This window comes from Listeria ivanovii subsp. ivanovii, from assembly GCF_900187025.1.
In the GTDB taxonomy this organism is placed as follows: Bacteria; Bacillota; Bacilli; order Lactobacillales; family Listeriaceae; genus Listeria; species Listeria ivanovii.
This window is the reverse complement of the sequence record NZ_LT906478.1, coordinates 1,341,194-1,361,529: the sequence shown is the minus strand read 5'-3', so window position 1 is coordinate 1,361,529 and position 20,336 is coordinate 1,341,194. Positions and strand designations below refer to the sequence as shown.

Sequence of the window (20,336 nt, the reverse complement as noted above, 5' to 3'; positions counted from 1 at the left end):
CACCTCCAACCATTTTTAAAGCATATCTATAAAACGATCTGTTAATGTTTTTGCATTTTCTTCCGAGCGACAAATAATCAGGCAGGTATCGTCTCCGCACAGGGTTCCTGCTTTTTCTGGCCAGTCCAGGTTATCTATTAGCGCACCAACAGAATTCCCATTTCCTGGCATTACTTTTAAAATAATCATAAATTGCACAGTATCGATGCCAATAAAGCAGTCAATTAATGTGCGTTTTAGTTTTTGATGTGGATTAAAGCTATTATCGGCAGGTAAACTATACTTATAGCCACCCGTTTGTGTTGGAACTTTGACAAGATGAAGTTCTTTAATATCACGGGAAACGGTTGCCTGGGTGACTTTAACATCGCGTTCTAATAGAAGTTCTACTAAATCTTCTTGCGTGTCAATCTCATTAGATGTAATCAATTCTCGAATAATAATATGACGATGACCTTTATTCATTCCTTCTTCACCTCACGATAATTTTCTACTTACATCTTATCCGAAAAAACGCATAAAGTCACGGAATTAGTGCAAAATTATGCAAGAAATATTGCTTTAATACTTTATACATCGAAAATACATGGCTGAATGAGCCAAACTCGCATGATAAAAGCAAAAACCAGAAAACATCTCTGCTTTCCGGTATACATTATTTATCTAGTTTTTTATGTGCTTTAGAAACAAGTTGGGTTATTGCATCAGAAGATAACTGATTTGTCCCGGTTGCTTCACCTGTCCATTTTAGGTGAGCAATAAATTCGATGTTCCCTTCCCCACCTGTAATCGGTGAATAATCCAGTCCCATTAAATCATAACCGTTATCTAGTGCAAATTGAACTATATGCTCTACAACTGATTGATGTACTGCTGGATCACGAATAATCCCTTTTTTCCCAACCTGTTCTCGACCAGCTTCAAATTGTGGCTTAATCAAAGTCATGACATCGCCGCCTGTTACAAGAACAGTTCTAAGCACAGGCAAGATTAATTTTAAAGAAATAAACGAGACATCAATCGTCGCAAAATCGGCTAACCCTTCTGTAAAATCAGCTGGAGTAACGTGACGAAAATTAGTTCGTTCCATAACAGTAACACGATCATCATTACGTAATTTCCATGCAAGCTGATTATAACCGACATCAAGTGCATAGGAATGTCTTGCTCCATTTTGCAGAGCACAGTCCGTAAATCCACCGGTAGAAGCCCCGATATCAAGCATTAATTTATCTTTAACATCAAACTCAAATACTTCTAAAGCTTTTTCTAATTTAAGGCCGCCACGACTGACATATGGCATTTGTTTACCTTTAACTTGAAGCTCACTATCCACCGGAATTTTTTCTCCTGGTTTATCAACACGCTCTTCTTTTCGGTAAACTATACCCGCCATAATCGCACGTTTCGCTTTTTCTCTTGTTTCAAATAATCCTTTGTCTACTAGCAGAATGTCTGCTCGCTCTTTTTTTATTGTCATAGTCTCTTCGCCCTTAACTTCTCGCTTTGTGCGAGCATTTCATTTATTTTTAATACAATGCCAGATTCAGATATACCATATGATTCAAGTATTAATTTTACAGAACCATGATGGATAAATGCATCTGGAAAACCAATCCGATGTAAACTAAGATTAGTATAATTATTCAATTCCATAAATTCTAACACACTAGCGCCAAATCCGCCTTTTAACAAGGATTCTTCCACAGTTAAAATTGGAATGTTTAATTGCATAATTTGATGTAACAACGCTTCGTCGAGTGGTTTGATGAAGCGAGCATTGATGACCCCTACTTGTTTTCCGGCAGCTGAAAGTCGTTTAGCTGCCTCGAGTGCCAATGGAACAGTCGGACCAAAAGTTAAAATCACTGCATCTACTGGCTCGATAACCGTCTCCCATTCACCAATTGGTATCAGTTCCGTAGATAAATTCGGTTTCACTCCAGGACCATTGCCTCGCGGATAACGTATCGCTATCGGTCCTTTATCATAAGCAAAAGCAGTGTCCATCAATTGCTTGGCTTCCGCTTCATCTTTTGGCATGGTAATAATCATATTTGGAATACTGCTCAAAAAGGAAATATCAAAAACACCTTGATGCGTTTCCCCATCAGCGCCAACAAGTCCGGCACGATCAATCCCAAATATGACATTTAATTTTTGACGACAAACATCATGCACGACTTGATCATAGGCCCTTTGTAAAAAAGTGGAATAAATGGCCAAAAAAGGTTTCATACCTTGTATGGCTAATCCAGCCGCCATAGTCGTCGCGTGCTGCTCCGCTATCCCCACATCGAAAAAGCGCTCGGGAAACGCTGCTGCAAATTTTTCTAACTTCGAACCAACAGGCATTGCAGGTGTAATTGCCACGATTCTTTCATCTTCTGCCGCCAGACGCATTAACTCTTTACTAATAATCGAGCTCCATGATGGTGCAGATACAACTGGCTTAATAAAGCTTCCAGTTTCGACTTTATATGGCCCTGTACCATGCCAGGTTCCACGTTCATCTAATTCGGCCGGCTGATACCCTTTTCCTTTTTTTGTGACGATATGGAGCAATACAGGCCCTTTTATTCTTTTAGCAATCTCTAAATGAGTGATGATATCTTGCAAATTATGTCCATCCACAGGTCCAAGGTACATAAAGCCTAATTCTTCAAAAAAAGTTCCCTCGACAAGTAAATGCTTCACACTATCTTTTATTTTTTCAGTTGCATCGGCCAGTTCCTCACCAGTAGTTGGTACTTTCCGAATCATTTTGTCTAACTCTTTCCTTGTAGGATTAAATTTATCTGACTTCCTTAATTTTCTGAGTACACTTTGAAGTGCGCCTACGTTTGGTGCAATGGACATGTCATTATCATTCAAAATAACAATCATATCTTTACCCATGTCTCCAATATGATTGAGAGCTTCAAGCGCCATCCCACCGGTTAATGCTCCGTCTCCAATCACAGGAATCACATAGAAACCTTCTTGTTTTATATCCCTTGCAATAACCATTCCAGCGGCTGCTGAAAGAGAAGTCGAACTATGGCCAGTTTCAAACACATCATGCTTGGACTCTTTTCTTTTCGGAAAACCATCTAAGCCACCATGCTGCCGCAATGTTTCAAACTTACTCGCCCTTCCTGTCAGGATTTTATGCACATAAGATTGATGCCCAACATCCCAAATAAATTTATCTTTTGGACTTGTAAAAGTATAATGAAGTGCAATCGTTAGTTCTACAACGCCGAGGTTTGGACCAATATGCCCACCCGAATTCGATGTAGAAGTAATTAAAAATGCGCGAATATCTGCTGCAAGTGCTTCTAATTCTTTTATATCCAATTGTTTGATAAAGGAAGGACCCTTTATTTTTAAAAGATCCAAAATAAAAACAACTCACTTTCCAAAGAATCGCTCACTAGAAGCGCAAACGTAATCTTTTTTCTAATTTAATTGTTCTTATTATAGCAAACAATTCTCGTTATACCAAACAAGGAAAAGTGATTTTAGACAAATAAAAAAGCAAATCACCGAAATGATTTGCTTTTTCTTATTCAAAAAATAGAATTACGCTTTTTGAACGTTAGCTGCTTGAGGTCCGCGTTGGCCTTCTTCAACGTCGAAAGTTACTGCTTGACCTTCGTCTAAAGATTTGAATCCGTCGCCTTGGATAGCGCTGAAATGTACGAATACATCGTCACCGTTTTCGCGTTCGATAAAACCAAATCCTTTTTCTGCGTTAAACCATTTTACTGTACCTTGTTCCATGTTCATGTTCCTCCTCGTGTGTTATGCACACTAATTATTTACTATTCTTGCTTAACGGCACGAGATGGAAAGTTGTTCACAATCGTATCTTTCACCCACAAAAATAATCTTACATTAGTATAACACGATATTTTAGGAAAAGCAAATCAATTTGATTTATACTTGTGAAAAATTTTTGAAATTACTAGATAATTATGATTAATTTTCTCTAAATGCGATTAAATCAGCAAGTTTAAGTAGAATGATATCATCAAAACCGTGTCCTGAAAGCGCTAACTTCGCTATTGAAACATGCTCGTTTAATGCCCTTTTAGCGCCATCTAACGTGAGTAATCCAGGATAGGTACTTTTATTCAGAAAAGCATCCCCCCCTGTCTTTTTACCCATTTTCATTTCATCTCCAATGACATCCAAAATATCATCGCTAATTTGAAAACCAACTCCAATGTTTTCCGCAAAAATTCGTAATCGTTTTGTTTGCTCTGGTGTCGCTTCGGCAATTTTAGCAGCAGAAGTAACTGCAAAAATTAATAATTCACCGGTTTTTCTTGCATGGATAGAGGCTAATTCTTCTAATGTGACTTGATTATTTTCTGCTTCCATATCTGCCTGTTGACCACCGACCATTCCTTCTGCCCCGCTACTAAAACTAAGTTCACTAATTAAAGCGATTCTCGTTTCGAAAGTCAAATTTGCATCTTCTGCTAAAACAGAAAAAGCGAGGGTTAACAAAGCATCACCTGCCAAAATAGCGGTTGCATCACCGTATACTTTATGATTGGTCCATTTCCCGCGACGATAGTCATCGTTATCCATTGCTGGTAGATCATCATGAATTAAACTATACGTATGAATCATTTCGAGAGCAGTAGCGGTTTTCACGCCAAGCATCGGATCTGTATTTAAAGCTTGCAACGTCGCAAAAACAAGCATTGGTCGAATGCGCTTTCCACCAGCTTGTACAGAATATAGCATAGATTCTTTTAATTTTGGTTCGATATTTCGCTTATTTATCTCAGTAAAAAGCGACTCATCCATCACTTTTTTATAATGTTCTAAAAAAAGGCTCAAATCTTGCAAATTTATTCACCATCCGCTTCAAAAGGAATTTCTTCTCCTGCATCTGTGACTACTTTTGCCATTCGTTTTTCGGCCGTTTGTAATTTATCTTGACACAACTTAGTTAGTTCAATTCCTTTTTGATACATATCAAGGGAATCTTCTAAAGATGCAGTACCATTCTCTAATGCTTCAACAATCGTTTCTAATTCTGCAATTGCTTCTTCAAAACTCTTTTTTTTAGTTGCCACTAGCCTCTTCCTCCTTCGCTGTAATTAAGGCATCAATTTGTCCACCTTGCATTTTCACTTGAATATTATCGCCAACTTCTAACTGCTCTACAGATTTAACTAGCTTTTTTTCTTTATAGGTTACTCCAAACCCTCGCTTCAATAAAGCAAGCGGACTTAGATATTCTAATGCTTCTACTTGTCTAACAAAAGACTGCTTCTTATCTTTTAGCTGTTGCTTTATTGCTTTATCAAGTGCTGTTCTACGTAATATTAATTGTTCTTTTTGCAAAGCAATTTCTTTTTCGGGATGATAATAGTTTAGTCGATCATTCAGCCGGTTAAAAGTCGTTTGTTTTAGTAGCACTTGTTTAGCAAAAGCACTTTTTAATCGTTCGGAAAAATAATCCGTTCGCTCCATTTGTTGCTCTAGCTGATGTTTTGGACCATTAAGAATTAAATGCTGCTTCAATTGTTCCAGTTTGCGTTCTTTTCGTTCGAGTAATTGCCTGGTTACAGCAAGCAAACGATATTTTCGTTCTGCTAGCCGTTCTTCTAAATCGCGATAATCTGGAACAGCTAATTCCGCCGCTGCAGTTGGTGTTGCAGCTCGAACATCGGCCGAGAAATCGCTTAATGCAAAGTCTGTTTCATGACCAACTGCAGAAATGACGGGAACATCTGAATCATAAACTGCTCGTACAACTGGCTCCTCATTAAATGCCCAAAGTTCTTCTAATGATCCACCGCCACGTCCAATAATCATCACATCAATATCATTTCGTTGGTTAATACGTCCGATATTCTCGACAATTTTTTGAGCTGCTTTGTCACCTTGAACAATCGTTGGATAAACAATCACTTCTACAGAAGGCATTCTACGATGAATGGTCGTCAATATATCCCGCACCGCTGCGCCAGTTTTCGATGTAACAACTGCTACTTTGGAAGGGAAAGAAGGAAGCACTTTTTTATGCGATTCCGCAAAAAGTCCTTCCTTTTCCAATTGTGATTTTAATTGTTCTAATTGAATATAAAGTGCTCCGATGCCATCAGGTTCCATATGTTCTGCATAAAACTGGTAACGCCCAGCTTTTGTAAAAACACCGATTCGACCAGTGATGAGAACATTCATTCCATCTTCGGGTACAAAACCAATTTTTTGAACTGCTTTTTGAAACATAACAGAACGAAGCATCGCAAACTCATCTTTTACGGTGAAATATAGATGGCCGCTTGCAGGTTGTTTTAAATTAGAAATTTCTCCGCGTACAAAAACTTGTTTCATATACGGATCTACTTCGAATTTTTTTTCGATGTATTTGGTTATAGCTGCTACCGTCAAATATTTATCTTGTTCCATCATTTCACATCCAATTAATCAATTCATCTTCCAAATTCGTTTTGCTGCTTTTAATGTATTAGCGAGTAACATCGTGATAGTCATTGGGCCAACCCCGCCTGGAACTGGTGTAATGAAACCAGCTACATCTACTACATCATCAAAATCAACATCACCACATAATTTATTATTTTCATCGCGGTCCATACCAACATCAATGACAACCGCACCTGATTTAATATAATTTTTCTTTACAAATTTGGCAAGACCTGTTGCAACTACAAGTATATCTGCTTCTTTAGCAACTTCTGGCAAGTCTTTCGTCCGACTGTGCGCTATTGTTACCGTCGCATTTTCATTTAGTAATAATTGTGCTACTGGTTTACCAACGATATTACTTCTGCCGATAACAACTGCCCGTTTTCCTTCTATTGGAGTTCCGGTTGATTTAATTAATTCGATAATTCCTGCTGGTGTACAAGGAACAAACGAATCTTTTCCGATGAATAAATTTCCCACATTCACAGGATGAAAACCATCAACATCTTTGTCATAACTGATAGTATCAATAACTTTTTCTTCGGAGATATGTTTTGGCAATGGTAATTGTACTAAAATACCGTGGATAGTATCATCTGTATTTAGCTCTTCTACTACTTCGAGTAACTTTTCTTCGGACACCGTTTCAGGAAGCTCAATCAAAACGGATTTCATTCCCGCTTCTTCTGTCCGTTTTTGTTTATTTCTTACATATGTACGAGATGCTTGATTATCGCCTACAAGTACTACTGCAAGTCCCGGTTTTTTACCAGTTTTTACGAGTTCAGCTACCTCAGTTGTTACATTTTCTTGAATTTCTTTTGCTAATTTTTTACCATCAATAATTTGTCCCATGCTTATTGCCCCCTTAAAGTTACATTTCCAAGTTTTATCTTAAAAAATTGCGAAATAAGGGAGTGCAAGGAGATGATTCCTCGCACTCAGTCAAGTTTATTTATCTTCAGGTGCAATATTAGCTAATACGCCATTAATAAATTTACTTGATTTTTCATCGCTGTAAATTTTTGCAATTTCGATGGATTCGTTTAGACTAACTCGATTTGGCACATCACTCAAGTAATTTATTTCATATACACTAAGCCGAAGCAAAGATAAATCTACTTTACTCAAACGATCCATGCGCCAATTGTCTAAATTAGGCTCAATAATAGCATCAATCTCCGCTTTATTCGCCATAACACCTTCGACTAATTTCTCCATGTAATCATCTTGCTCGTCTTCCATGATATTTTTAATTGCTTGATCAAGTGACATTTCATTTAGTTCAATTTGGAATAATGCTTGAAGTGCTTTCTCGCGCGCTTCTCTTCTTTTCATGTTAAAGCTGCTCCTTTTTTTCCTTGAATTTTATTGTTAAAAATCATCGAAGGAAAGTGTTTCTGTTTTTTCAAATTGGACTCCAACGATATGCACATTAATTTCAAGTACGTTTAGTCCAGTCATATTATAAATCGTATCTCTAACTGCATCTTGAATATTTTGAGCAACAAGTGGAATAGTTGCGCCAAATAAGACAGAACAATAAAGCTCGATTAGAATACCTTCTTCAGTTAATTCGACTTTTACACCTTTACGATAGTTAACTGCTCCACTGAATTTTTCACGCATTTCTGTCGCAAAGCCACCTTGCATATAGGCTACATTTTCGATTTCACTTGCAGCAAGTCCAGCAATTACGCCAATTACTTCAGGTGCAATCTCGATTTTACCAAGCGGTGCATCATTTTGTTTACGTAAATCTTTTGTGTAAGCCATTTTTAGCCCTCCTTAGAAAGATTCATTACATCATTTTGCTCCAAGAATTTCGTATTGAAGTCTCCTGACAAAAATACATCATTGTCTAATACATGTAAATGGAATGGGATTGTCGAAGGAATGCCATCAATCGCAAACTCGGACAATGCTCGCTTCATTTTTTGAACAACTTCTTCGCGAGTTTCTGCATAACAAATTACTTTTGCAATCATCGAATCATAATATGGTGGGATTTTATAATTAGGATAAGCTGCCGAATCAATTCGAACTCCTAAGCCACCTGGTGGAAGATAAAATTTGATTTCTCCTGGCGCGGGCATAAAGTTTTTCTCCGGGTTTTCGGCATTAATCCGACATTCCATTGCCCAACCAGTTAATTTTACATCCGATTGTTTAATTTTCAGTTCTTCTCCTGAAGCTACTAAAAATTGTTGTTTAACTAAATCAATTCCTGTTACAAGTTCTGTGACAGGATGTTCTACTTGGATACGCGTATTCATTTCCATAAAGTAGAAATTATTTTCATGGTGATCAAAGATAAATTCAATCGTACCAGCGCCTGAATAATTCACGGCTTTTGCAGCTTTCACAGCAGCTTTACCCATTTTTTGGCGAGTTTTTTCATCAATAGCAGGTGACGGGGATTCCTCGATTAGCTTTTGCAACCGACGTTGAATACTACAATCACGTTCTCCTAAATGAATTACATTGCCATGGTTATCAGCAAGTACTTGAATTTCGACGTGACGAAAATCTTGAATATATTTTTCTAAATAGACACCGGGATCACCAAATGCGGCTTCCGCTTCTTGTTGGGTAGTTTGAATACCAGAAATCAATTTTTCTTCATTTTCAGCTACTCGGATACCTTTACCCCCACCACCGGCTGTTGCTTTAATGATGACCGGATAACCGATTTTTTTGGCGATTTTTTTACCATCCTCGACGTCGGCTACAATCCCTTGTGAACCAGGGACAATTGGAACACCAGCTTTACGCATTGTTTCACGGGCCACGTCTTTCGTCCCCATTTGAGATATAGCAGCAGCACTTGGTCCGATAAAGGTAATATTGCAGTCTTCACAAAGCTCTGCAAAATCCGCATTTTCAGCTAAAAAGCCATAACCCGGATGAATGGCATCACAGTTTGTTAAAACAGCTACACTAATAATGTTTGACATATTTAAATAACTATCTTTTGTTGCCGCGGGACCTACACAATAAGCTTCATCCGCTAGCTGAATATGTAGTGCTTCTCTATCTGCTTCCGAATATATCGCAACTGTCTCCACTCCAAGCTCTTTTGCAGCGCGAATGATACGGACAGCGATTTCTCCACGGTTCGCTACCAGTACTTTTTTAATCATATTTTTCGACCCCTTATTTTTTTCTAACTTTGAAAAGTGGTTGTCCAAATTCGACTAACTCACCACTAGATACTAAGATTTCTGCAATTTCACCGTCGATATCCGCAGTGATTTCGTTGAATAATTTCATTGCTTCTACAATACATACAACTGATTGTGCAGAAACCTTGGAACCAACACTAACAAAATCGGCATCTCCAGGTGACGCTGATGCATAAAAAGTCCCAACCATTGGGGAAGTGATTAATTCTAAGTTCGTATCTGCTGCGTTTGTCTCTACTTGTGGCATCTGTGTTTGCTCTACTGCTGGTGCTTGAACTGTTGGAATAGCTACTGGTGCTTCGCTAATTGCTGTAGTTGCTATCACTTTGTTCTTTTTAAGTAAAATCTTACTATCCTTTGTTTCTAATTCAAATTCATCGAGGGTTGACTCGTCAATCAGCTCTATTAGCTGTTTAATTTCATCTATTGATAACATATCATTTACACTCCTTAATAATAACTAAAAATATAAAATTGCATGAATCACGCATTGCTTTTATTGTACCATACTTTTTATTCAAAAGGGGTGCGGGAAGCGCTAACAGACAGAAAAAACAGCTGAAGAATTAACTCCAGCTGTAATAAATGCTTCTTTCTTACGCCCGAGAAACATATGCTGCTTCGGTTGTATTAATAACTAATTTATCTCCTTCGTTCACGAAAAACGGTACTTGTACAACAAGTCCAGTTTCTAGTGTTGCTGGCTTAGAACCACCAGAAGAAGTATCACCTTTAATTCCCGGATCGGTTGCAGTAACAACCAATTCAACCGTATTTGGTAAATCAATCCCGATTGTTTCTCCTTGATACATGATAATATTAATTTCCATATTTTCTTTTAAGAATTTAAGCTCATGCGCAATTTGGTCTTCTGGAAGCTCAATTTGTTCATAAGACTCATTGTCCATGAAAACATGATTGGAGCCGTCTGCGTATAAGTAAGCCATTTTACGGTTATCAATTTGTGCTTTAGCTACTTTTTCGCCACCGCGGAATGTTTTTTCTTGGATTGCACCAGTACGAAGGTTACGCAATTTAGAACGTACGAATGCTGCTCCTTTTCCAGGTTTTACATGTTGGAAATCTAGCACGCGCCAAATTCCATTATCTACTTCTATCGTTAACCCTGTTTTAAAGTCATTTACTGAAATCATGTTTTTCCTCCTGTAAATTGCAAAGTATCTTTATTGGAGCATCTTAAATCTGCTCATTCTTCCTTATTTAACCATAAAACACGCAAAGTTACAAAGGAATTTTATAAAATAATTAATTCTTTTGGTGAATGGATTAAAATTTCATTACCTGTTTCAGTAATCAATAAATCATCTTCAATTCTCACGCCGCCGATTCCTGGTAAATAAATTCCTGGCTCATCTGTAACCACATGCCCTACTTCTAGCTTTTGAGGGCTTTTAAATGATAAATTAGGCCCTTCATGAATTTCGAGACCGATACCATGGCCGAGCGAATGACCAAATGCATCACCATAACCAAATGAAGCGATATAATCACGAGCAATCGCATCTGCTTCAATTCCGGTAATCCCCGGTTTTAAGCTATCAATTACTTTTAATTGTGCATCCAATGTAATTTGATAAATTTCTTTTAGTTTTTCTGCCGGTTTCCCAACTGCAATTGTTCTTGTCATATCAGAACAATAACCATCATAATAACAACCGTAGTCCATAGTAACAAAATCGCCAACTTCGATTTTTTTATTGGAAGCAACGCCATGTGGAAGTGCAGAACGAAGACCTGAAGCGACAATCGTATCGAAAGAAGAGGATGTTGCTCCAGCACGTCTCATAAAGAATTCTAACTCATTAGATACTTCTATTTCTGCCATACCTGGTTTAATGAATTTAATAATATGAGCAAAGGCTGCATCGGCAATATCACAAGCTGTACGAATCGCTCTTAATTCGCTTGCGGTTTTCACTTTACGCATTTCTTCAAAAAAGCCAGTAAATGGGATTAATTCACGACTAAATACACGTTCCATTTGTTTAAATTCAGAAACAGTCACATAATCTGCTTCAAAATGTAATGTTTTAGTCGCATTTTGGGATAACAATTCCTCTACTGTATCAAAAATCGGTCCTTCATGCTTTACAATTTCATATCCTTCTGCTTGTTTTGCGGCTTGTTCTGTATATCGGAAGTCAGTCACAAAATATGCTTTTTCTGGTAAAATTAGCGCTACACCACTAGTTCCTGTAAAACCAGATACATACCTTCTATTAAATTCACTTGTGACAAGAACGGCTTCAATCTTTTCTTTTCCAAGTGTTTCTTGAATTTTAGTTAATTTAGACATTTTAATTCCTCCACTTTTTTCAAATTTTAGGCGGGCAAAATAGGTATTACTCGACACGTTCGAAACTATTTTATCATAATTTACAAAAAATAACTTTTTTTAGATGTTTGCTGCTATACGAAAAACAGTTTTTAGCGTAAAATAACATATTAGTACACATGAATAGGCTGGTGAAAAATTTGAGCAAACAAAACGTACCATCATATGGAGGACAAGCGGTTGTTGAAGGTGTCATGTTTGGTGGTAAAAAACAAACTGTAACAGCCGTCAGACGTATAGATGGTTCATTAGAGTATTTTTATTTACAAAAGAATAGCCCTGTTTGGGTGATGCGACTTAAAAAAATTCCTTTTTTACGCGGAATCGTTGCTTTAATTGAATCTAGCGCGATTGGTTCCAAGCATTTAGCATTTGCAACGGACCGTTACGATGAAGATCCAAATAATCCAGAAGAAGAGAAAAAAATTGAAAAAAAAGAATCGAAAGTAGCCATGTGGTTAGGGGTTGCGGTGATTGGTATTTTATCATTTGTATTCGCCAAATTCGTTATGACACTTATCCCTGTATTTTTAGCAGAATTATTTCGCCCGATAGTTCCAGGAGACACTGCACAAGTCTTTTTAGAAAGCTTTTTTAAATTGATTCTCTTGTTGACTTACATTTTTGCTGTTTCCCAGACGCCGATAATCAAACGTGTTTTTCAATATCACGGTTCTGAGCATAAAGTGATTAATTGTTATGAACAAAATTTACCGTTAACTGTCGAAAACGTTCAAAAACAGTCTCGGTTACACTATCGTTGCGGTAGTAGTTTTATTTTATTTACGGTCATTGTAGGTATGTTTATTTATTTGCTCGTCCCTACTGACCCGCTTTGGCTTCGTGTGGTTGACCGGATTTTGCTTATTCCAGTTGTGCTCGGTGTTGCTTTTGAAGTTTTACAACTAACAAATAAATGTCGAAATATTCCTGTGCTTAAATATTTAGGCGTTCCTGGTTTATGGCTGCAACTACTTACAACTAAAGAACCTGCTAATGATCAAGTAGAAGTGGCGATTGCTTCTTTCAATGAGTTGTTACGTATTGAAAAAGAAGGAGCTCCTGCGAACAATGATGAATCTGATAATCTGGAACTTTTAGAATAGGAGTTGGTTCGATTGAAAAAATATCCGCTGATAGTAATCTTTTTACTCGTCCTTGTGGGAATTGGTCTTTTGATGGGTGATTTTAAATCTTTTTTCATCCTCGCAGTCTCTCTTTTAATTGGAACCATCATTTTCACCTTGATTTTCCGACTTCTATCTAATAAAAAAAACCGACAGTAATTATCAAAAAGCAGTAAAACAATCCAAAAATCTACATGCAGATAAGAAAAAAACAAAGAAAAAACGAAAATCTTCCTTCAAAGTGATTGATGGTGGCAAAAAATAAGTTATAATAGAAAAGGATGCTTTATAAAAAGCAGTTTTCAGGATGAAAGGGGTTTACACAATTGATTAGTTGGATTATAGCGATTACTATTCTGGTTATTCTTTTAGCATATGAAATTTACCAGTTTGTAATGCGTCGCAAAGCAGTAAAAGTTTTAACAGAGGAAGAATTTAAGCAAGGTTATCGCAAAGCGCAATTAATTGACGTTCGTGAGCCAAACGAATTCGATGCTGGTCATATTCTTGGAGCTAGAAATATTCCAGTAACACAAATGAAAAACCGTACGACAGAGATTCGCCAAGATTTACCAGTTTACCTATATTGCCAAACTGCTCAACGTAGTAACCGTGCAGCAATCATGCTATACAAACGTGGTTATCATAACGTTTACCAACTTAAAGGCGGCTTCCGTAAATGGAAAGGTAAAACAAAAGCTAAATAAAAAACCTTGCCGCAGCATTGCGGCAAGGTTTTTTTAGCTTATTTTTGATAACGTAGCACTGGTTTTCTAGCAGCCCGGGTTTCGTCTAGTCGTTTCACATAAGTACTATGTGGCGCTTCTTGGACAATTTCCGGATTTTCTTCTGCTTCTTTCGCTATTTTTAACATCGTATCAATAAATGAGTCTAGAGTTTCTTTAGATTCTGTTTCAGTTGGCTCAATCATAATCGCTTCTCCAACAATCAGTGGAAAATAAACAGTAGGTGGGTGGAAATTATGATCTAACAAACGTTTAGCAATATCGATTGTGCGAACACCAAGTTTTTTCTGTCTATTACCACTTAAAACGAACTCATGCTTACATACTTGATCAAACGGTAAATCATATGCCTGTTGTAATTTGCGCATCATATAATTAGCGTTTAGAACCGCATACTCTGTTACGAGTTTCAATCCATCTGGTCCCATTGTCCGAATGTAAGTATAAGCACGGACATTAATCCCAAAGTTACCATAGTATGGCTTCACACGACCGATAGATTCTGGATAATTGTAATCAAATGTGTAAAAATTATCTTTTTTAGTAAGTACCGGCGTTGGTAAAAATGGTATTAAGTCCTTCTTCACACCGATTGGACCAGATCCAGGGCCACCTCCACCATGAGGACCGGTGAATGTTTTGTGAAGATTTAAGTGGACGACATCAAACCCCATATCACCCGGTCTAACCTTTGCCATAATTGCGTTTAAATTCGCACCATCATAGTATAATTTACCACCAGCTTCATGAACTATTTCAGCCATTTCAACAATATCTTTTTCAAATAAACCAAGTGTATTCGGGTTAGTAAGCATTAGTGCAGCTGTGTCATCGCCTACTACTTTTTTTAGATCATTAACATCCACAAGACCTTTTTCGTTCGACTTGACCGTTACTACGTCAAAGCCAGCTACTGCAGCAGATGCAGGATTAGTACCATGTGCAGAGTCTGGAATAATTACTTTCGTCCGCTTTGTGTCACCATTTTTTTCATGGAAAGCACGAATTAGCATCAGTCCTGTCCACTCCCCATGCGCTCCTGCAGCTGGTTGTAGTGTCACTTCATCCATCCCAGTAATTTCGACTAAACTCGTTTGCAGATCATATAATAGTTCAAGTGCTCCTTGAACAGAACTTTCAGGCTGGTTGGGATGAATATTAGCAAACCCTGGGAACCGCGCAACTTTCTCATTGATTTTTGGATTATATTTCATTGTACAAGAACCTAATGGATAGAAACCAGAGTCCACACCAAAATTATGATTAGATAAATTCGTATAATGTCGCATAATTTCTAGCTCGCTTAATTCAGGTAAATCAGCTGGTGTAGAACGAATATATGTTGGATCAAAGTAATCAGTCGCTTTTGTTTCGGGCACGTTACTTTCTGGTAAACTAAATCCAATTCGCCCCGGGATAGAGCGCTCAAAAACTAGCGGCATTGTCTCTTCTAAATTCATTTTACACCCTCCAAACTTGCCACAAAGGCATCAATTTCTTCTTTTGTACGCATCTCTGTTACTGCAACAAGCATATGATTTTCGTATTTAGCATCGTAAAATCCAAGGTCATATCCTCCAATAATTCCTTCATCTAAAAGTGCTTCATTAACTTCTTTGATTGGTTTCGAAAGCTTGATGACAAATTCATTGAAAAAACTATCTGAAAATAAAACTTCAAATCCACTTTTTTGGAATTTTTGTTTGGCATAATGAGATTTATCTAAGTTTTGTTTTGCCATTTCAGGTAAACCTACTTTCCCTAATGTTGCCATTGCAACCGATGATGCAAGAGCATTCAAAGCTTGGTTTGAGCATATGTTAGAAGTAGCTTTATCTCGACGAATATGTTGTTCTCGCGCTTGTAATGTTAATACGTAACCACGTTTTCCGTTTTCATCCACTGTCTCCCCAACAAGTCTACCAGGTACTTTTCGCACTAATTTATTGGTTACGGCAAAGAATCCGCAGTGAGGTCCACCAAAAGACTCTGGGATACCGAAGACTTGTGAATCACCAACAACAATATCTGCACCAAATTCCCCTGGTGGCGTAAGTAAACCAAGCGCAAGTGGATTACTAGAAACAAGTAACAATGAATTATTTTCGTGAATTAACTTCTCCATTTCTGCTAATGGTTCTACTTGACCATAAAAATTGGGATATTGTACAGCAAATCCAGCAATATCATCTGTAAGTGCCTTTTTTAGTGCATCCATATCTGTCTTACCATCTAATTCTGGTATCACTTCTACTTCAATATGTTGTCCAGAAGCATATGTTTTCAATACATTGATGCTTTCTGGATGGACTGCTCCTGAAATAAGTATTTTTTTACGCTTCGTATGTCCACTTGCTAACATCGCTGCTTCTGCAAGTGCTGTTCCACCGTCATACATCGAAGAATTCGCTAAATCCATTCCCGTTAATTCAGCAATCATCGTTTGAAATTCAAAAATGGCTTGTAATTCCCCTTGCGAGATTTCTGGTTGATAGGGAGTGTATGCTGTATAAAATTCAGACCGAGAAATCACATGATCCACTACTGTAGGAATATAATGGCTATATACACCAGCTCCTAAAAATGAGGTATATTCAGTTGTATTTGCATTTTTAGAAGCAAGTTTGGATAATTCTCGTAGTAATGCTGGTTCTGATTTCGCCGGTTTTAAATTATAGTCTCTTTTAAATCTAATTTTTTCTGGAATATCTTGAAATAAATCATCAATTGATGCTACTCCAATTGTATCAAGCATCTCTTTTTCATCTTGTTCCGTCATTGGTAAATAACGATGTTTTGCCATTTCATTTCCTCCTTTTTACTTTGCACGTTTATAAAATGGTGTTGCCACTACTTTAGCTTTTATTTTTTTATTCCGGATACCTATTTCTACTTCTTGTCCAAGTTCTGTGTGCGCTATGTCTATTAAAGCTAGGCCAATATTGGTTCCAAGTGTCGGCGATTGCGTTCCTGAAGTAACTACCCCAATTTCTTTTCCATTTAGAAATACTGGATAATCATGACGTGGTATTCCTCGTTCAATTAATTCAATTCCGACTAATTTTCGAGTCAAACCTGCTTCTTTTTGTTTAATAAGGGCTTCTTTCCCGATAAAATCAGCTTCTTTTTTTAATTTCACAGCAAAATTAAGCCCTGCTTCAAGTGGTGTAATATCTTTGCTTAATTCTTGACCGTATAGCGCAAGTACTGCTTCTAAACGTAGTGTATCTCGAGCACCTAAACCAATTGGCAATACTTCTTCTGCCATAATAGCTTCAAATACTTTGGTAGCATCCTCACTTGGCATGTAAATTTCAAATCCATCTTCGCCAGTATAACCGCTCCGAGAAATAATTGTTTTTACACCTGCGATATCCGCATCTTCTACAAAACCAAAGAAACTAATCGCGCTCAAATCAACATTAGTTAATTTAGTAAGTATTTTTTCCGCATCAGGACCTTGAAGTGCTAATTGCCCATACTTGGAAGAAACATTGGAGACAGTAACATCACCCTTAATGTTTTTTACTATCCAGTCATAATCTTTTTCTGTATTTGCTGCATTGACAACTAGTAAGTACTTAGTCTCTGATAATCTATAAACAACTAAATCATCTACTGTGCCACCATTTTCGTAACACATAATGTTATACTGCGCTTTGCCTATTTTTATTTTTTCTATGTCATTTGATAACAAGTATTGTAAATATGCTGTACTTTCAGCGCCTTCCACAAAGATTTCTCCCATATGAGATACATCAAATAGCCCTGCATTCGTTCGCACGGCTTCATGTTCTGCTTTAATACCAGAAAATTGAACAGGTAAGTCCCATCCACCAAAATCAATGGTTTTCGCTCCATACTTTTCATAAAGTGGATGAATCGGTGTTTTTAATAATTCTGTCATATTTATATCCTCCTTTTTTTCACATAGCAAAAAGGCTTATATGATTCATAAGCCCTGTCGTGAAACAAAAGTACCTCCAGAGTTGCGTCCCGTAAACATCCTTTTGCCTGAGAGTTTCACATCTAAATGCTTTCCCCGTCGGCGCTGCATTTTTGCAGTCTCTCTGTTTACATTCACCCGCTAATTCGATTATGTATTTGCCTTTTCTATAGCTTATCATGAGTTCTATTGTTCGGCAAATAATTAGTTTTTATCCCTAGAAATTCTTAAATTTAGATATTAGTTCGGAATGTAAGGGTTTTATTGTATTTATTCAGTATAATCATACGCATGTGACTCTGTGCACAAAGATTGTGAAAACAGCTTAAAAGAAAAAAAGTTTTTTTGCCAGAATTACTCATTGAAAAAGATATTTTTATTTAAATTTAGTAGCTAAGTTTTAATTTCACCTCCATAAAAACACTTTTTTATTTTTTGTGAAAAAAATCTAACAAAGGATTTAAAAGAAGTATGCAGAATATGACTTGTAAGGAGGTTGTTATGCCACAAAAATTAATGGATGATATTCTATCTCAAGCAGTAAAAATTAATGCAAGTGATATTCATATTCACCCTTTCAAAGACCGTTATTTGTTACGTCTAAGAGTTCATGGAACCTTATTCCCACTCCGTTATCTCCCAAGAGAAACTGCTGAAAAATTAATTTCTTTTCTTAAATTTCAAGCCGCTTTAGACATAAGCGAAAAAAGAAAGCCGCAATCTGGAAGTTATGAAAAAGAACTGGCTGTTGAAAAAGTTGCTTTAAGACTTTCTACCATTCCAAATAAAGACTTTCGAGAAAGCCTTGTTATGCGTATTTTCCGTTATAAAAATCCTATTCCGTTTATGAAATCTAGTCTTTTTCCACATTTGACCGAACAAATTATTCGACAATGCACCAATCAAACCGGCTTGTTTTTATTTTCTGGTAGCACCGGCAGCGGGAAATCTAGCTCGATGTATAGTTTAGTTTCTTTTATTAAGAAGTATTCCGAACTTCAGGTTATAACGATTGAAGATCCCGTAGAACATTATTCTCCAGAATTTCTTCAAGTTGAAATTAATGAAAAAGCACATCTAAACTATGCATCATTGATTCGTGCAGTTCTTCGTCATGACCCCGATATTTTAATTATTGGAGAAATTAGGGATGAAGAAACAGCAAAAATGGTTATTCGTGCCGCATTAACTGGACATTTAGTTTTAAGTACTGTTCACGCAGGCGATTCTTACGGTGTTTTATTAAGATTGCTAGAATTTGGTATCAGTCAGGAGGAACTTGCTCAATGTTTACTAGGCATTAGTTTTCAACAACTAGTCCATCTATATTGTGTTTATTGCGGCCCCAAGTGTCATCCGAACTGTAGCCATTTGGAAAGGAAAAGAACCGCTATTTATGAAGTTTTATCTAAACAAAATATTCAGTCCTACTTCCAATCCAATAAACAACAAACTAAGCCTAAACATACGCTTCAAGAAATTCAACAGAAAGAAATTGCTTATGGCTTTTTTTAAAAGGATTAACTGGAAAGATGATGGCGAGTTTTTAATCAGAACCGCTAGTTTACTCGATAAAGGATTTTCTCTCGAAGCTACAATTAGCTATTTGACCATCACTTCTCCAAAAGAACATACTCGTTATGAAAAAATTATTGCCTCTCTCTCGCTCGGGAATTCCTTTGCTCATTCACTTCAACAAAATGGTTTTCCGGAGTTTATATGTTCTCAACTTCACTATGCCACGAGTCACGGCTTTTTCATTCAAACAGTTCGAGAAACCGGCCTTCATATGCAGCGAAAAGCAGAGGAACAAACTGCTTTAAAAAAAGCTTTCCAATACCCTCTCGTATTGTTCTCTACCGTTATTTTAGTTTTCTTTTTACTACGAATCTTTCTACTTCCCAAGTTCGAGCTTTTATTCGCGCAATTATCTAGTAATGGTTCAATGGAATCAAGCTTCACTTATTTTTTACTAGAAAAAGTCCCAATTATTTTAGGAGCCTTCTTGCTTTTGCTTTTTTTAAGCATCCGTTTCTTTATCAAAAAGCAAAAGCAAAAAAATGCTTATCAACGGGCTTATTTTTATTGTCGCATTCCTTATATATGTCAATTTTCACGAATTCATTATTCACAGGTTTTTTCGCGTGAAATGGGCTATCTTTTAAAAAGCGGATTGTCTATTACTCATATTATGCAATTATTCGAAAGTAAGTCTTCCCCACAATTTTTCCAGGTAATTGCAAAACGAATTCTCTCCTCCCTTGAGGAAGGTTTCCCTTTAACAAAAGCCTTAGCACAAATGCCTATTTTTGAAAAAGAACTTTATTATATTATTGCTCATAGAGAAAAGAATGGACGTTTAGCCGAAGAATTACTATTTTACTACAATCTTTGTCACCAAAAAGCTTTACTAAAAACAGAAAAATTATTCTCTTTTATTCAACCTGTCGTATTTATTATTATTGGTATTTTAATCATATCCATTTATCTCTCTATTTTATATCCAATGTTTTCGATGGTAAATCAAATTTAAAGGAGGAA

General features: G+C 36.9%; 20 protein-coding genes, 2 pseudogenes and 1 riboswitch. Of the genes and pseudogenes, 5 read left to right on the top strand and 17 right to left on the bottom strand.

All coding sequences use genetic code 11. The features are described 5' to 3' along the window. Positions 1-15: 15 nt before the first annotated feature. The 14 genes and pseudogenes from ahrC to CKV67_RS06705 form a co-directional block, all read right to left on the bottom strand. Positions 16-465, bottom strand: coding sequence for a transcriptional regulator AhrC/ArgR (gene ahrC, locus CKV67_RS06770; RefSeq protein ID WP_003719642.1), 450 nt, complete (start codon positions 463-465; stop codon positions 16-18). Positions 466-655: 190 nt separating this feature from the next. Next, a complete protein-coding gene (locus CKV67_RS06765) occupies positions 656-1,480 on the bottom strand; it encodes a TlyA family RNA methyltransferase (RefSeq protein WP_014092748.1) in 825 nt (274 codons plus the stop codon). Continuing rightward, positions 1,477-3,397 (bottom strand): annotated as a pseudogene (dxs, locus tag CKV67_RS06760) (1-deoxy-D-xylulose-5-phosphate synthase). The gene CKV67_RS06765 and the pseudogene dxs overlap by 4 nt, the downstream one beginning before the upstream one ends. A 167-nt stretch (positions 3,398-3,564) precedes the next feature. Next, on the bottom strand, positions 3,565-3,765 hold the full coding sequence (locus tag CKV67_RS06755) for a cold-shock protein (RefSeq protein WP_003719639.1): 201 nt from the start codon (positions 3,763-3,765) through the stop codon (positions 3,565-3,567). Between the two features lie 198 nt (positions 3,766-3,963). Further along, positions 3,964-4,845: a polyprenyl synthetase family protein gene (locus tag CKV67_RS06750; RefSeq protein WP_014092746.1), complete on the bottom strand. Its 882-nt coding sequence runs from the start codon at positions 4,843-4,845 to the stop codon at positions 3,964-3,966. 2 nt (positions 4,846-4,847) lie between these two features. Then, positions 4,848-5,075 (bottom strand): exodeoxyribonuclease VII small subunit, encoded by a 228-nt coding sequence (locus CKV67_RS06745; RefSeq protein WP_014092745.1) that lies wholly within the window; start codon positions 5,073-5,075, stop codon positions 4,848-4,850. Further along, entirely contained in the window at positions 5,065-6,417 is a 1,353-nt protein-coding gene (gene xseA, locus CKV67_RS06740; RefSeq protein ID WP_014092744.1) for an exodeoxyribonuclease VII large subunit, read from the bottom strand. Before xseA ends, CKV67_RS06745 begins: the two co-directional genes overlap by 11 nt. Before the next feature lie 18 nt (positions 6,418-6,435). Then, positions 6,436-7,290 carry a bifunctional methylenetetrahydrofolate dehydrogenase/methenyltetrahydrofolate cyclohydrolase FolD gene (gene folD, locus CKV67_RS06735; protein WP_025279919.1) on the bottom strand — a complete coding sequence of 285 codons (855 nt, stop codon included), beginning with the start codon at positions 7,288-7,290 and terminating at the stop codon, positions 6,436-6,438. A 96-nt stretch (positions 7,291-7,386) separates the two neighbouring features. Further along, positions 7,387-7,773, bottom strand: a complete 387-nt coding sequence (gene nusB, locus CKV67_RS06730) for a transcription antitermination factor NusB (protein WP_003719633.1) — start codon at positions 7,771-7,773, stop codon at positions 7,387-7,389. A 36-nt stretch (positions 7,774-7,809) separates the two neighbouring features. Continuing rightward, complete coding sequence (locus CKV67_RS06725; RefSeq protein WP_003747560.1) at positions 7,810-8,211, bottom strand: Asp23/Gls24 family envelope stress response protein; 402 nt, start codon at positions 8,209-8,211, stop codon at positions 7,810-7,812. 2 nt (positions 8,212-8,213) lie between these two features. After that, positions 8,214-9,578, bottom strand: coding sequence for an acetyl-CoA carboxylase biotin carboxylase subunit (gene accC, locus CKV67_RS06720; RefSeq protein ID WP_014092741.1), 1,365 nt, complete (start codon positions 9,576-9,578; stop codon positions 8,214-8,216). A gap of 13 nt (positions 9,579-9,591) precedes the next feature. Further along, on the bottom strand, positions 9,592-10,056 hold the full coding sequence (gene accB, locus CKV67_RS06715; RefSeq protein WP_014092740.1) for an acetyl-CoA carboxylase biotin carboxyl carrier protein: 465 nt from the start codon (positions 10,054-10,056) through the stop codon (positions 9,592-9,594). A gap of 160 nt (positions 10,057-10,216) precedes the next feature. Continuing rightward, positions 10,217-10,774, bottom strand: a complete 558-nt coding sequence (efp, locus tag CKV67_RS06710; RefSeq protein WP_011702170.1) for an elongation factor P — start codon at positions 10,772-10,774, stop codon at positions 10,217-10,219. A 101-nt stretch (positions 10,775-10,875) separates the two neighbouring features. After that, entirely contained in the window at positions 10,876-11,937 is a 1,062-nt protein-coding gene (locus CKV67_RS06705) for a M24 family metallopeptidase (protein WP_014092739.1), read from the bottom strand. 179 nt (positions 11,938-12,116) lie between these two features. On the opposite strand from CKV67_RS06705, the gene CKV67_RS06700 reads away from it, so the two are divergent. The 3 genes and pseudogenes from CKV67_RS06700 to CKV67_RS06690 all read left to right on the top strand — a co-directional run bounded on the left by CKV67_RS06700 (position 12,117) and on the right by CKV67_RS06690 (position 13,810). Then, positions 12,117-13,082, top strand: coding sequence for a DUF1385 domain-containing protein (locus CKV67_RS06700; RefSeq protein ID WP_014092738.1), 966 nt, complete (start codon positions 12,117-12,119; stop codon positions 13,080-13,082). Positions 13,083-13,094: 12 nt separating this feature from the next. Beyond that, positions 13,095-13,368: pseudogene (locus tag CKV67_RS06695) on the top strand (hypothetical protein). Between the two features lie 61 nt (positions 13,369-13,429). Continuing rightward, the gene (locus CKV67_RS06690; protein ID WP_014092736.1) at positions 13,430-13,810 is read left to right on the top strand and encodes a rhodanese-like domain-containing protein; all 381 of its coding nucleotides are present in this window, start codon (positions 13,430-13,432) and stop codon (positions 13,808-13,810) included. A gap of 38 nt (positions 13,811-13,848) precedes the next feature. On the opposite strand, the gene gcvPB is transcribed toward CKV67_RS06690, so the two are convergent. The 3 genes from gcvPB to gcvT are packed head-to-tail and all read right to left on the bottom strand — an operon-like array spanning position 13,849 to position 17,756. Beyond that, the gene (gene gcvPB / locus CKV67_RS06685) at positions 13,849-15,309 is read right to left on the bottom strand and encodes an aminomethyl-transferring glycine dehydrogenase subunit GcvPB (protein WP_014092735.1); all 1,461 of its coding nucleotides are present in this window, start codon (positions 15,307-15,309) and stop codon (positions 13,849-13,851) included. Then, entirely contained in the window at positions 15,306-16,652 is a 1,347-nt protein-coding gene (gcvPA, locus tag CKV67_RS06680; RefSeq protein ID WP_014092734.1) for an aminomethyl-transferring glycine dehydrogenase subunit GcvPA, read from the bottom strand. The genes gcvPB and gcvPA overlap by 4 nt, the downstream gene beginning before the upstream one ends. 15 nt (positions 16,653-16,667) lie before the next feature. After that, a complete protein-coding gene (gene gcvT / locus CKV67_RS06675) occupies positions 16,668-17,756 on the bottom strand; it encodes a glycine cleavage system aminomethyltransferase GcvT (RefSeq protein ID WP_014092733.1) in 1,089 nt (362 codons plus the stop codon). An 85-nt stretch (positions 17,757-17,841) separates the two neighbouring features. Then, positions 17,842-17,933: riboswitch (glycine riboswitch) on the bottom strand. Positions 17,934-18,296: 363 nt separating this feature from the next. Between gcvT and comGA the strand changes: the two genes are divergently transcribed. Beyond that, on the top strand, positions 18,297-19,310 hold the full coding sequence (gene comGA / locus CKV67_RS06670; RefSeq protein WP_025279918.1) for a competence type IV pilus ATPase ComGA: 1,014 nt from the start codon (positions 18,297-18,299) through the stop codon (positions 19,308-19,310). Continuing rightward, positions 19,297-20,328, top strand: a complete 1,032-nt coding sequence (gene comGB / locus CKV67_RS06665) for a competence type IV pilus assembly protein ComGB (protein WP_014092731.1) — start codon at positions 19,297-19,299, stop codon at positions 20,326-20,328. Before comGA ends, comGB begins: the two co-directional genes overlap by 14 nt. Positions 20,329-20,336 lie beyond the last annotated feature (8 nt).

Coding starts and splice junctions, on each gene's coding strand:
- CKV67_RS06705 (WP_014092739.1), bottom strand. CDS start 11,937: ATGTCTAAATTAACTAAAATTCAAGAAACACTTGGAAAAGAAAAGATT.
- CKV67_RS06765 (WP_014092748.1), bottom strand. CDS start 1,480: ATGACAATAAAAAAAGAGCGAGCAGACATTCTGCTAGTAGACAAAGGA.
- gcvPB (WP_014092735.1), bottom strand. CDS start 15,309: ATGAATTTAGAAGAGACAATGCCGCTAGTTTTTGAGCGCTCTATCCCG.
- ahrC (WP_003719642.1), bottom strand. CDS start 465: ATGAATAAAGGTCATCGTCATATTATTATTCGAGAATTGATTACATCT.
- xseA (WP_014092744.1), bottom strand. CDS start 6,417: ATGGAACAAGATAAATATTTGACGGTAGCAGCTATAACCAAATACATC.
- gcvPA (WP_014092734.1), bottom strand. CDS start 16,652: ATGGCAAAACATCGTTATTTACCAATGACGGAACAAGATGAAAAAGAG.
- CKV67_RS06725 (WP_003747560.1), bottom strand. CDS start 8,211: ATGGCTTACACAAAAGATTTACGTAAACAAAATGATGCACCGCTTGGT.
- comGB (WP_014092731.1), top strand. CDS start 19,297: ATGGCTTTTTTTAAAAGGATTAACTGGAAAGATGATGGCGAGTTTTTA.
- efp (WP_011702170.1), bottom strand. CDS start 10,774: ATGATTTCAGTAAATGACTTTAAAACAGGGTTAACGATAGAAGTAGAT.
- folD (WP_025279919.1), bottom strand. CDS start 7,290: ATGGGACAAATTATTGATGGTAAAAAATTAGCAAAAGAAATTCAAGAA.
- CKV67_RS06755 (WP_003719639.1), bottom strand. CDS start 3,765: ATGGAACAAGGTACAGTAAAATGGTTTAACGCAGAAAAAGGATTTGGT.
- accB (WP_014092740.1), bottom strand. CDS start 10,056: ATGTTATCAATAGATGAAATTAAACAGCTAATAGAGCTGATTGACGAG.
- nusB (WP_003719633.1), bottom strand. CDS start 7,773: ATGAAAAGAAGAGAAGCGCGCGAGAAAGCACTTCAAGCATTATTCCAA.
- accC (WP_014092741.1), bottom strand. CDS start 9,578: ATGATTAAAAAAGTACTGGTAGCGAACCGTGGAGAAATCGCTGTCCGT.
- gcvT (WP_014092733.1), bottom strand. CDS start 17,756: ATGACAGAATTATTAAAAACACCGATTCATCCACTTTATGAAAAGTAT.
- comGA (WP_025279918.1), top strand. CDS start 18,297: ATGCCACAAAAATTAATGGATGATATTCTATCTCAAGCAGTAAAAATT.